Origin of the sequence: Nocardia sp. NPDC006982 (genome assembly GCF_042869435.1) — a bacterium.
In the GTDB taxonomy this organism is placed as follows: domain Bacteria; phylum Actinomycetota; class Actinomycetes; order Mycobacteriales; family Mycobacteriaceae; genus Nocardia.
On sequence record NZ_JBIAFV010000002.1, the window covers coordinates 879,745 to 892,815 of the forward strand.

The window sequence follows — 13,071 nt, forward strand, 5'->3', positions numbered from 1 at the left end:
GTGTGAATAGGATTCACGCATGAGTCTGTAAGCTAGCAATCCGGAGGGCGAGGTTATGGCGGATTCGGATGAGTTGACTGTGACCGCTGCCGATGTAGCACGCATGGCGGCGGTGGGGCGAGCCGCCGTCAGCAACTGGCGCAAACGCCACGATGACTTTCCGAAACCAGTAGGCGGGACTGCGGCCAATCCCTCTTTCTCGCTGGTGAATGTCGAACGTTGGCTGACCCGCCAAGGGAAGCTTGCGGGTATTTCAGGCGAAGAGCGACTCTGGCAGCAATTGAAGGCAGCGCGGGGTGACTTGTATGTGGCACAGCTGCTCGCCCTGATCGGAGAGGTTTTCCTGCACATCGAGCCCGGATCAAGCGTCAGTCCGGTGGCATCCGATACCAATTGTCCGACAGTCGATTTCGAGAATATCGTCACACAACCTCTCGAAGAATCCGATCGCAGTGTTATCCAGACGGCCGTGGAGGTGGCCTCGCACCGGGGCGCGCAACAGACGTTTCGGTACCTGCGTCAACGTTTTCTCGAGACACGCTCGCGGCGCATTGTGACAACACCGCAGCCGGTGATCGATGTCGTCTCGCAGCTTCTCAATGGCGCCGATACGGTCTTCGATCCTGCGTGCGGGATTGGTTCGTTGTTGGCAGCCGCGGGGCCACAGGCCCAGCTGATCGGGCAGGATGCCGATGAGTCGCTCGCTCGAGTCACCTCGAACTGGCTTACTCTGGAGAATCGCCGAGCCAATATCGAGGCTGCCGATTCCATTCTCGGAGATGCCTTTGCGGGCCGGTTGTTCGATGCGGTGGTCTGCCATCCGCCTTTTGGCGACCGTGACTGGGGCGCGGAGTCGCTGGTGCACGATGGGCGGTGGATCTACGGCCTGCCGCCTCGCGGCGAACCTGAATTGGCATGGATCCAGCACTGTCTCGCACATGCCAAACCTGGAGGGCTGATCGCGGTCTGCATGCCATCGGCAGCGGCCAGCAGGCCGACGGGACGAAAGATCCGGGCAGCGATGCTACGCGGTGGGGCGCTTCAGGCCGTGATCACGGGCATCTCCGGTTCACCGGATCTGTGGATTCTTCGGCGTCCGATCCCCGGCGAACGTCCATTGTCGCGGCTCCTGTTAGTCGACACGGCTGACGACCCTGAGATCGCCACGACCGCATGGCGAGCATTCCAGCGTGATCCGGAGTATTCGACATCCGCAGCACGCGCGGTGCGGATCATCGACTTACTCGACGACGATGTCGACATCAGCCCCGCACGCCGTCTCACGAATGCGGCAGGCGGCGCCGAGTACTCCGAAGTCATGCGGGAGCTGCTAACACCACCGGCCTGGCGCATACCGAATCTGTTGGTCGGGCCGAATCACGAACGTCCGATGGTCACGGTCGCGGAACTCGTTCGCGCAGGGGCGATTTCAGTGCTGTCCGCACCGGTGAGAATGGAGCTCGGCCGGGGCGACGCGCCGGTGCTGACGGCCAAAGATGTCCGTCTCGAGAGGCCCGCTTCGGGGTTGGGCGACGCCGAAGGCAACGACGCCGTGATGGTCCGTGCGGGTGATGTGGTCGTACCGGCCACGGGCGACCCTGTGGCGCGGGTCTGTCGCGAAGGAGGTGCCTTGCTCGGGCCGCAGATCCACTTGATTCGTACTGATCCGCAGCTGTTCGACGCGGATTTCCTGGCCGGCTTTCTCCAGGCCACCGCCGATCGCTCGGCAGGTAAGGGCGCATCGGCAAGAATCGACGTCCGGCGGCTGGCGATACCGCGGATGCCGATCGACGACCAACGCCGCTATGGTCGTACATTCCGCGAACTTGCCGAACTGGAAACGGCATTCCGACGACAACAGGCTCTGTGCAACAAGCTGATTCGGGCCGGTTTTGCCGGCTTGGCCGACGGAGTTCTGCAGCCGTCCGATTCCGACGTGTAATTTGTTGCACATCGGTGGAGCTGTGGGGAGGTCACGTGGACACGGTCCAGCACGTCATCGGGGGCCGGTACGAGTTGACCGCCGAGCTCGGTCGCGGTGGGATGGGCGAGGTCTACGAGGGGTACGACAACCGGCTGGACCGCAAGGTCGCCGTGAAGCTGATGCACTTTCCCGGCGGTGCGGTTTCCAAGAAGGAGTTGGCAAAGCGGTTCGTCCACGAAAGCCGCATCATGGCCAAGCTGAATCACCCTGGAACGCCAACGGTTTACGACGTAGACATCGCTGATGACGACGAGGATCGCCCGTACATCGTCATGGAGTACGTCGACGGTGTCACGCTCGACGTACTGAGCAAACGGTACGGCCCATTGCCGATCGGCTGGGTCGCGTCGATCGGGGCACAGACTGCGGCAGTCTTGTCGGCGGCGCATCAACGCGGCATCTTCCATCGGGATCTCAAACCGTCGAACCTCATGTTGTGCGCCGATGGAACGCTCAAGGTGCTGGACTTCGGGTTGGCGATGTTCCTTGATCCGGAGGTATCCCGCCTCACCCGGATTGGCGACATGCTCGGCACCCCGCACTACATGGCTCCCGAGCAGATCAAAGGACTGACCGTGGTGCCGCAGACCGACCTCTACTCGCTCGGGTTGGTGCTGCATGAACTACTCACGGGACAGCGAGTTGTCGAAGGTGCCACCGAATATTCGGTGTGGGACAACCAGATTCACGTGTACGCGCCCTCGATCACTCAAGAACGCCCCGAAGTCTCTGACGACTTCGGCGAGCTGATAATGGGCATGCTTGCGAAGAATCCGGCGGATCGGCCGGCAGACGCAGACGCAGTGCACGCGGCATTGCTGCCTCACGTGCGCGACCTGGTCCCGTTTCAGGAAGTCACCGAACCGCGCGGTCCAACACGCATGTACGCGGACGCGATGGGTTCCATATCCGGGGATCGGTGGAGAGCCTCAGCGTCAACGGCGTCCTCGACCACACCCCCGACCCTGCCGGACGGTGGCTCGGCCGGCTTCAGCCGGGGCGATATCGATAGGGCGATGAACCTGGCGGGGGCGTTGGCTGACGATTCGCGTTATGAGCAGGCGGTGGCAGCGCTGGTTCCTGTCGTGAGTGTGGCGACGCGCGTGCTCGGCCCCCACGACGACGCGGTGATCGAGGCCCGGTTGCGATTGGCCGAGATCCGGTTCGAGAACAACGAATACCGAGTCGCTGCCCCGCTGTACTCCGCACTGGTACAAGATCTGACCGCTATGCGAGGCCCGCATACCGACGAGGTGTTCCAATGCCGCAGGCAGGAGGCAACCTGCTACGTGCTGATGGGCGATACCTCAGGTGGTCTGGCCTTGCTGAAACGTTTGCTGGCAGATCTGAGACTTAGATACGGAACCAGCGATCCGCAGGTGACAGAGCTAGCTGAACAGGTGGCACGACTCGAACAGCTTGTGAGTCGGATTCACAATTAGATGTTGCGTGCCGCGTGCCACGCTGTGTATCGTCTCTGTCACACCGAATGTTGTTTGCGGGATCGAAGCGCTCCGTTGTCTATGCGAGACGTGCCGACGGGGGTTGGGTATGCCGCGCCACATGGTGAGGCAGTTGGCAGCGGATAGCGGGGAGGAGTGACAGCAGTCATGCAGCGATCGGCGGGATACCATTTCGATGCCGACGGCGCGCTGTTCAAACTCGCCGCGGAGGCGCTGCGGATCCGAATGTCGGCGCAGTTCGACCCGATGGCCGCGGTCAACAGCTCCGACTTGGAGCCGCTACCGCATCAGATTCAAGCCGTCTACGGCGAACTGCTGGAACGCACGCCGCTGCGATTCGTTCTGGCTGATGATCCTGGCGCGGGTAAGACCATCATGGCTGGGCTCTACGTCAAGGAGCTCATGCTGCGCGGCGACCTGGAGCGTTGCCTGGTCGTCGCACCCGGCGGCCTGGTGGACCAATGGCAAGAAGAGCTGCTCGAGAAGTTCGGTCTCCGATTCGAAGTGCTGACCCGCAAACTCATGGACGCGCACTCCCACGGGGACGGCGTCGTCCACGCGGCACCGCTGCTGATCGCCCGGATGGATCAGCTCTCCCGCAGCCCAGAGTTGCTGCACGAAATCGTCTGCCGGGACTGGGATCTCGTCGTGGTCGATGAGGCGCACCGCATGGCGGCCCGGTATTCCGGTGACGAGCTGCGCAAGACCAGGCGCTACCAGCTCGGCGAGTTGCTCAGCCGGTACGCGCGGCATCTGCTGCTCATGACGGCCACTCCGCACGCCGGCAACGACGAAGACTTCCAACTGTTCATGGCCCTGCTGGATCCCGACCGGTTTGAGGGCAAGCACCGTGACGGCATCACAACCGCCGACACCGACGGACTCATGCGGCGCATGGTCAAGGAGGAACTGCTCACCTTCGACGGCACTCCGCTGTTCCCCGAGCGGCGTGCCTATACCGTGCCGTACCGGCTGTCACCGGCGGAACGCGAACTCTACGAGAGCGTGACCGCGTACGTCCGCGAACAAATGGGCCGGGCCGAGGCACTCGCCGAAACGGGTCAGGCGCAACGGCGAACCACCGTCGGGTTCGCACTCACTGTGCTGCAGCGCCGCCTGGCATCTAGTCCCGCGGCGATCCTCGAGTCCTTGCAGCGCAGGCGCTCCCGACTGATGACGACCCGGCGGGAACTGCTTGCAAGCGGAGGCAACCGTCTTGTCCCGCAGCCCAGTTTGTTCACGGCCGGATTCGACGATGACGATCTGGACGAGCTGACCGGCGACGAGATCGAGGGCCTTGAGGACGCAGTCGTCGATTCCGCCACGGCCGCCCAGACGCTGGCCGAGCTGGATGCCGAGCTGGACATGCTCGCCGATCTCATCGATCAGGCGCGCGGAGTCCGGCACTCCGGCACCGACCGGAAATGGTTCGAGCTTTCGGAGCTGCTGCAAAGCAACGACCTGATTCGTGACAGTGACGGCAACCCGCGAAAACTCATCATCTTCACCGAGCACAAGGACACCCTCGACTACCTCGCCGACAGTATCCGTGGCCTGCTCGGTCGACAGAACGCCGTCGAATGCATCCACGGCGGTGTGTCCCGAGATCGGCGACATCGGATCAAAGATATCTTCGCCCAGGACAAGGACTGCCGGGTCCTGGTCGCCACCGACGCCGCGGGCGAGGGCCTCAACCTGCAGTGCGCGCACCTGATGGTCAACTACGACCTGCCGTGGAACCCCAACCGCATCGAGCAGCGGTTCGGGCGGATCCACCGCATCGGCCAGATAGAGGTCTGCCATCTGTGGAACCTCGTCGCCGAGGACACCCGTGAGGGCGCTGTGTTCACCCGGCTGTTGGACAAGATCGAAGAACAGCGGAAAGCGTACCGGGGGAAGGTCTTCGACGTGCTCGGCGAGGCGTTCCGCGAACAGCCGCTTCGCACGCTGCTCACCGAGGCTGTCCGTTATGGCGATCGCCCGGATGTTCGGGAACGCCATAACCAGGTCATCGATGCCTCGGTCGACGAAGGACTGGGTCGGCTACTCGACGAGCGCGCCCTCGCCTACGAGTCTCTCGCCGCGGCCGACGTGACCGAGTGGCGGCACCAGATGGACGACGCCCGCGCGCGGCGACTTCAACCCCACTTCATACGCGCGTTCTTCCTCGAGGCTTTCCGGATGCTCGGCGGACGTATTGCCGACCGAGAGGCGGGACGATACGAGGTCAGGCACGTTCCCAGCGACGTCATCCATCATGGTCGACGATTGCAGATCGGAACGCCGGTGCTCCGGCGCTACGAACGGATCACCTTCGATTTGAACCGAATCCGGGTCGCCGACGCACCGCACGCGGAATTGCTCGCTCCCGGTCATCCACTGTTGGATGCGGTGGTATCCCTTGTCATCGACCGCTACGGCGCCCTGCTGGGACGTGGTTCCGTTCTGGCGGATCGCAGGGATTCCAGCGAAGACCCGCGTGTGCTGGTCGCCATCGCCCAGGAAATTGTCGACGGCCGCGACATCGTCGTCGGGAAACAGTTCGACTTTGTCGAGCTCGGTTCCGCCCGAACGCGAGCGGCGGCACAGGCCGCCTACCTGGACTACACGCCGGTTACCGACGACGAACGCATCGCTGTGGCCCTCGTGCTCGAGCAAGACTGGCTCGTGCCCGGCATCGACTCTCTCGCTCTTGCCTGGGCTGCCGACCACGGGCTGCCCGCCTACCTCGACGAGCTTCGCACCAAGATCGCTGCTAACACGGCGCGAACCCGCAAGCTCATCCGGACTCGGCTGCTGCACGCCGTCAATTACTGGGACCAGCGCCACGCCGAGCTACTCGACTCCGAAAAGAACAGCAAGCCCGGCAAGATCCGGTCGGACACCGCCTACAACAGGGCCCGCGAGCTCGAGCATCGATTACACGCCCGCATGGAAGACCTCGACCGTGCCACCGAAGTCCATGCCCGTACTCCGCAGGTGGCCGGTGCCGCTCTGGTGATCCCGCAGGGCCTGCTCGACACACTGACCGGTGCTACCACCGCGCCGGACTACCACGCCGTCGACACCATGGCCGTCGCCGCCCGCGCCGTGGCGCGGGTGATGGCCGAGGAACGCGCGCTCGGCCGCCTCCCTGAGGAGCAACCGCACAACAACCCCGGTTACGACATCCGATCCCGCACCCCCGGCGGCCCCACCGTCTACATCGAGGTCAAAGCTCGCGTCCTGGGCGCGCACACCTTCCACATCACGCACACTGAAGTGCTGTACAGCAAGAACGCGGGAACGAACTCCCGGCTCGCGCTGGTCAGCATCCACCCGGACGGAACGGAGCACGATGAGGTCCGCTATATAACCGATCCGTTCAAGAACATGGACTTCGGCGACTTCGCTGTTGACGGCGTCGTCGGCAATTGGAGCATGGAATGGGCCCGAGGAGGAGCACCCTTTTGACCACCAACCCCGGCTACAAGAAGAAGCTGATTGAGGTTGCCCTCCCGCTGAAAGAAATCAGCAAACAGTCGGCACGGGAGAAGTCCATTCGCCACGGTCATCCCTCCACGCTCCACCTGTGGTGGTCGCGGAAGCCCTTGGCGGCCGCACGTGCGGTTCTGTTTGCCCAACTTGTCGACGACCCCTCCTCCCGCCCCGAGGAGTTCCGTACCGATGAGGACCAGAAGCTTGAGCGCAAACGCCTTTTCCGCATCATCGAGCGGCTCGTCGACTGGGATAACATCAATGACGAGGCGCTGTATAAAGAAGCCCGCGCAGAGATCTGGAAGTCCTGTGACGGCAATCCACCGCCAATCCTCGATCCTTTCGCGGGCGGTGGCTCGATCCCACTTGAAGCCCAGCGTTTCGGTCTGGAAGCCCACGCGTCGGACCTGAACCCGGTCGCGGTACTTCTTAATAGGGCTCTCATCGAGATCCCCCCGAAGTGGGCGGGCCAGCCTCCACTGTTCCCAGGCGCGGAGGAGTCCCGCATGGGTAATTGGCCCGGTGCCACAGGCCTCGCCGAAGACGTGCGGCGATACGGTGAGTGGATGCGTGACGAGGCTGAGAAGCTCATCGGTCACCGATACCCGAAGGCCAAACTCGAAGACGGCACCAAAGCTAATGTCATCGCATGGATCTGGGCCCGGACGATTACCTGCCCCAACCCTGCCTGCGGCGGTACCATGCCGCTAGTAAACAAGTTCTGGCTCGGGAAGAAAAAGGGTAAAGAACGTTGGGTAGAGCCCATCGTCGAAGGTAAGGCGGTTCGGTTCGAAATCCGCGGCCCAAAGGGTGAAGTTCGCGAGGGTACGGTCAATCGTAACGGTGCGGTGTGTTTAATATGTAATGGACCTGCCCCATTGTCGTACATTCGCGCTGAGGGCAAAGCTGGGCGCATAGGCGCTCAACTCATGGCGATTGCCGCTGAGGGAAAGCGTATGCGGTACTATCTTGCGCCGACTGAAGAGCACGAACAGGCCGCACAAGTACCGCGTCCAGATACCGGCCCGGACGGATCACTACCCGAGGAGGCGTTAGGCTTCCGGGTACAGGGCTACGGAATGAGCGAATGGGCTGACTTGTTTACAGATCGGCAGTTGGTGGCATTGACGACGCTGAGCGATCTGGTAACCCAAACGCGCGATAAGATTATTTTCGACGCGGAATCATCCGGTCTGATATTGGGCGACGGAGGTCATGCAACCGAATACGCCGACGATATAGCGACGTATCTCGGAATAATTGTCAGCAAAGCCGCTGACCGGCTGTCCAACATCTGCGGATGGGATTGCAGTACAAAGACGGAGGGGACGCGAAACGTATTCGCTAGGCAAGCTGTCTCCATGGCATGGGATTTTTCGGAGGCCAATCCTTTCGTAGATGCATCCGGTGGATTTCTGAAGTCGATTGATTCTGCGGTACAGGTGTTATTGTATCTGCCGGCAAGAACTCAAGGGTTTCCTATCCAGGCGGACGCTACATCGCGCACATATCACGATATGATGGTGTCAACCGATCCGCCCTACTACGATAATGTTCCCTATTCGGATATAGCAGACTTTTTTTACGTCTGGCTGCGACGATCGCTAGTGCCAATACTTCCGAGCGTGTTCAGCACGATGCTGACGCCTAAGTCTGAAGAACTCGTTGCCGACCCTTTCCGTCGAGGGGGGAAGCAGAAAGCGACTGAATATTTCGAAGACGGGTTCCATCGGACCTTCGCGCGTATTCGCGAAGGTGCACTAATGCCTTATCCGATAACGATCTTCTACGCGTTTAAACAAGCCGAGGCGGAGGGCGAGTCCGAGGCGTCCACAGGCTGGGAAACCCTTCTTGAAGGCATGATTCGCGCGGGGTGGTCGATTACCGCAACCTGGCCGTTGCGAACTGAACTTGGCAACCGTATGCGGAGCATCGACAGCAACGCGCTGGCATCTTCGGTTGTCTTGGCGTGCCGACCGCAACCGGAGGACGCGGGGAGCATAGACAGGCGTGGACTGATAACGGCTTTGAAGTCCGAACTTCCAGATTCGCTGCGCGAGCTGCAGCAAGGCGGTGTCGCACCTGTCGACCTCGCGCAGGCAGCGATCGGGCCAGGCATGGCGGTATATTCCCGGTATTCGCGGGTAGTGGAGGCAGACGGGTCGCCGATGCGCGTGCGTGCTGCTCTGGCACTGATCAACCAGATGCTCGCCGAAGTGCTATCCGAGCAGGAAGGCGACTTCGACGCAGATACGCGGTTCTGTTTGAAGTGGTTCGAACAGTATGCGTTCAACCAGGGCCCATATGGCGACGGCGAGTCTCTGTCGAAGTCGGTCAACACCTCGGTGGAGGGTGTCGCCCGGGCTGGTGTGCTGTGGGCTCGTGCCGGAAAGGTGCAGCTGATTGAAGCAGGGGAATTGCCCGCAGCGTACGACCCAACCCATGACGATCGGATCTCTGTGTGGGAGGTCGTCATGCACCTGGCCAAGCGTCTGAGCGAGCAGGGTGGTTTGGACGCGGCGGCCGCGTTGATGGCGGCGGCGAAGACCCGAATCGACATGGACACGGCGAAAGAGCTGACATACCTGCTGTATTCGATCTGCGAGCGGAAAAAGTGGGCGAAGACGGCGCTGCTGTTCAACGAACTAGGCACGTCCTGGCCGGATATCGAGCGAGCATCCCGGACGGCTGTGCCAGTTAGTGACGAGTTGACCTTGAATTTCGAAGGTGAGGACTGAACGACATGGCTATCAGTAACCGGGAACGGGTCGGCCGTGGGCTGGAGCAGCTAGCGAAGGGCCTGGAGCCGTTCGTGGACATGTGGATGGGCATGGCCATGCCGGGCAAGGATTGGCTGGCGGCACTTGAGGCCCGGGACAACCAGAAGGGCGGGGCGAACCGGACGTATTCCAAGTCGGATTCACGGTTCCTGCTCAGGGTGATCACCGAGGAGTGGCGCGTTTTCAAGGACCGGCTGACTCGCGTTGAGTCGAGCTATGCGAGCGAGCTCCGCGATGTCGGGAACAAGTGGGGACACAACGAGCCGTTCCCGTGGGATGACACGTACCGGGCGTTGGACACTATGGAACGCCTACTGCAGGCTGTTGGAGCGGTGGACGAGGCCGATGTCGTGCGGAAGCTGCGGCAGGAACACCAGCGCAGTCAGTACGACCAGGAGACCAAGAAGGCCGCCAGCTCCATTTCGTTGCCGCAGGTGGGCTCGGACGGCATCAAGCCGTGGCGAGAGATCGTCACCCCGCACCCTGACGTGGCGGGTGGGCAGATGGAGGCCGCCGAGTTCGCGGCCGATCTGTACACGGTGTCGATCGGCGAGTCGACCAGTCCCGAATATGCGGACCCGGTGCAGTTCTTCCGGCGTACCTTCCTTACCGAGGGTTTGCAGGATCTGCTGAAGAAGGCCGTCGCCCGGGTCAGCGGCGACATGAACGCCACCCCGGTGTGGAACCTGCAGACGAACTTCGGTGGCGGCAAGACCCACTCCATGCTGGCGCTGTGGCACCTGTTCTCCGGCACGAATCTGGCTGCCTTCCCACAGGAGGTCGCCGATCTGCTCGCGGGGCAGGACACCACGATCATCGGCGCGAAGGTGAAGCGGGCCGCGTTGGTGGGCAACCATTTCAGTGCGCGGACTGGAAAGACTCACGACGGAATCCATGTCAACACGGTGTGGGGCGAACTGGCGTGGCAGCTCGGTGGGGCCGAGGGCTACCGGCTGATTCAGGAAGCCGATGAGTCGGGTACAAACCCTGCCGATGCGTTCCGGCAGGTCCTCAGCGACAACGCGCCGTGCTTGATTCTCATCGACGAGTGGGTGGCTTACGCGCGTGAGCTCTACGGTCGTGACGACCTGCCTGGCGGCACGTTCGACACGCAGTTCACGTTCGCGCAGACGCTCACCGAATACGCCAAGACGACTCCGGGCGCGCTGCTGGTGGTGTCGATTCCGGCATCCAGCGAGAAGGAGGCCGAGGACGGGATCATGGGCAGCGCCATGGAGGTCGGCGCCGCGAATGGGCTGGCCGCGCTGGACCGGTTGCAGCGCGTGATCCGGCGTGTGGCCTCTCAGTGGCTGCCCGCGCGCCCGCACGAAGCGTTCGAGATCGTGCGGCGCAGGCTGTTCGAAGAACCGGATGCCCAGGCGAAAGCTGAGATCGGTGCGGTCGCGAAGGCGTTCTGGAAGTTCTACAACAACCACAAAGGCGAATTTCCGCCCGAATTCTCCGAAGTGGCGTACGAGAAGCGGATCGCCGTCGCGTATCCGATCCATCCCGAGCTGTTCGACCGCCTATACGAGGACTGGTCGACGCTGGACCGGTTCCAGCGGACCCGCGGCGTGCTGCGGCTGATGAGCATGGTGATCCACAAGCTGTGGCACAGCCCCGATGCCAGCCCGCTGATCATGCCGGGCTCCGTTCCCCTCGACGATCAGGCCATCGTCAGCGAGCTGTCCCAGTATCTGGAGGACAACTGGAAGGCGATCATCAGCGTCGACGTCGACGGCGTAGACGCGACGCCGATGGCCATCGACAAGGAAAGGAGCATTTTCGGCAAGCGGCAGCTCACGCGGCGGCTGGCACGTACGGTGTTCTTCGGTGCAACGCCCACGCTGAAGCATTCACACCAGGGCATTGAGCGGCAGTACATCTGGGCCGGGGTCGCTATTCCGGGCGATCAGCCCGGCAATTTCGGGTCGGCGCTGCAGCAGCTCAGCGAACGGTCCACCTACCTGTACGCCGATGGCGCGCGCTTTTGGTACGACACCCACCCGTCTGTCGGTCGCACCGCCAAGGACTACGCGGAACGGCTGGAGGTGGAGGATGTGTGGCTCGAACTCGAGAAGCGGTTGAAAGCGAAAGAGCAGAAGTCCACCGGCACCGGGGATTTCGCGGAGGTGCGTGTCACCGATAGCAGCTCCGAGGTCGCTGACGACGGCTATGCGCGGCTCGTGATCGTGCACCCGTCGCACTGGCACGCCAAGAACGATCAGGGATCGTCGGCGCTCACCTTCGCACGGAATGTGTTGGAGACGAAGGGAACGAAGCAGCGGATCAACCGGAACATGCTGGTGTTCCTCGCCGCCGACAGCAAGCGGCTCGACGAGCTCCAGCACGCGGTCCGCGACTACCTCGCGTGGTGTCACATTGCCGATCGGAAGGAAGAACTCGGTCTGTCGCTACAGCAGTCCCGGCAGGTCGACGCTCGGCTCGGCAGCGCCAACCAGGCCGTAGAACTGCGTATCCTCGAGACCTATATCTGGGCGTTGGTGCCGGACTGGAAGCGGGTCAGCGGCCAGGTGGCTGGCGGTAGCCTCGACTGGCAGATCGAGAAGGCCGACGGTGCGAAACCGCGCCTGGCCGAGCGGGTCAGCGCCAAGCTCAACAATATCGGCGCACTCACTACGGTGCTGGGCGCGCCCAATATTCGCCGCAACCTCGACAACGAGCTCGCCACCACCTGGCAGGACGGGCACGTTCGAGTCGGTGATCTATGGTCCTACTACTGCCGCTACCCGTACCTGCAACGGGTGCGCGACCGCGTGGTCTTCGACGACGCGATTCGGGTCGGACTCGATGAATTGGATTGGGAGAAGACCGGATTCGCGCTCGCCGACGGTCATGACGGCACCGAGTACCAGGGGCTCGCCCTGGGGGGATCGCACGCGACCTTCGGCCAGATCACCGACGACACCCTGGTGGTACGACCGGATGTCGCGATCGCCCAGTGGCAAGCCGAACAGGAACGCAAGGCTCAGGAAGAAGCGAAGAAGGCCGCCGCTGCGGGTGCTGCCGGATCGACTGGGTCCGCTGGCGGGACAGTGGCGGCGAATGGCGGCGCGACGTTGAGCGCCGGACAATTGCCGGGTGGTGAGACCGAGCGCGCCGCACCGAAGAACGTCCGATACTTCGGATCCGCATCCCTCGACCCCGAAACGTACCAGCGCAGTTTCAACCGGCTCGCGGAGAACATCATCGCGCACCTGGCTTCTGTCGACGGGGCCGAGCTAGAGATCGCAGTGGAGATCAGCGCACGCGCGAAGGACGGGTTCCCCGAGCACAAGGTGCGCACCGTGTCGGAGAACTCCCGCACGCTGAAGCTCGACACCTTCGGGTTCGAGAACCAGTAGGT

5 protein-coding genes are annotated in these 13,071 nt (G+C 62.5%); all 5 read left to right on the forward strand.

Annotated features, from left to right (window positions below; genetic code table 11):
* Positions 1-55: 55 nt before the first annotated feature.
* The 5 genes from ACFYOW_RS12975 to ACFYOW_RS12995 all read left to right on the forward strand — a co-directional run bounded on the left by ACFYOW_RS12975 (position 56) and on the right by ACFYOW_RS12995 (position 13,069).
* Positions 56-1,942: a class I SAM-dependent DNA methyltransferase gene (locus ACFYOW_RS12975; RefSeq protein ID WP_387287335.1), complete on the forward strand. Its 1,887-nt coding sequence runs from the start codon at positions 56-58 to the stop codon at positions 1,940-1,942.
* Between the two features lie 35 nt (positions 1,943-1,977).
* The gene (locus ACFYOW_RS12980) at positions 1,978-3,426 is read left to right on the forward strand and encodes a protein kinase (protein WP_387287337.1); all 1,449 of its coding nucleotides are present in this window, start codon (positions 1,978-1,980) and stop codon (positions 3,424-3,426) included.
* A gap of 168 nt (positions 3,427-3,594) precedes the next feature.
* Complete coding sequence (locus tag ACFYOW_RS12985; protein ID WP_387287339.1) at positions 3,595-6,900, forward strand: helicase-related protein; 3,306 nt, start codon at positions 3,595-3,597, stop codon at positions 6,898-6,900.
* The gene (locus ACFYOW_RS12990; RefSeq protein WP_387287341.1) at positions 6,897-9,662 is read left to right on the forward strand and encodes a DUF1156 domain-containing protein; all 2,766 of its coding nucleotides are present in this window, start codon (positions 6,897-6,899) and stop codon (positions 9,660-9,662) included. The genes ACFYOW_RS12985 and ACFYOW_RS12990 overlap by 4 nt, the downstream gene beginning before the upstream one ends.
* Positions 9,663-9,667: 5 nt before the next feature.
* The gene (locus tag ACFYOW_RS12995; protein ID WP_387287343.1) at positions 9,668-13,069 is read left to right on the forward strand and encodes a Swt1 family HEPN domain-containing protein; all 3,402 of its coding nucleotides are present in this window, start codon (positions 9,668-9,670) and stop codon (positions 13,067-13,069) included.
* Positions 13,070-13,071 lie beyond the last annotated feature (2 nt).

Excerpts from the sequence above, each read along its gene's own strand:
- ACFYOW_RS12975 (WP_387287335.1), top strand. The coding sequence starts at position 56 with ATGGCGGATTCGGATGAGTTGACTGTGACCGCTGCCGATGTAGCACGC.
- ACFYOW_RS12985 (WP_387287339.1), top strand. The coding sequence starts at position 3,595 with ATGCAGCGATCGGCGGGATACCATTTCGATGCCGACGGCGCGCTGTTC.
- ACFYOW_RS12995 (WP_387287343.1), top strand. The coding sequence starts at position 9,668 with ATGGCTATCAGTAACCGGGAACGGGTCGGCCGTGGGCTGGAGCAGCTA.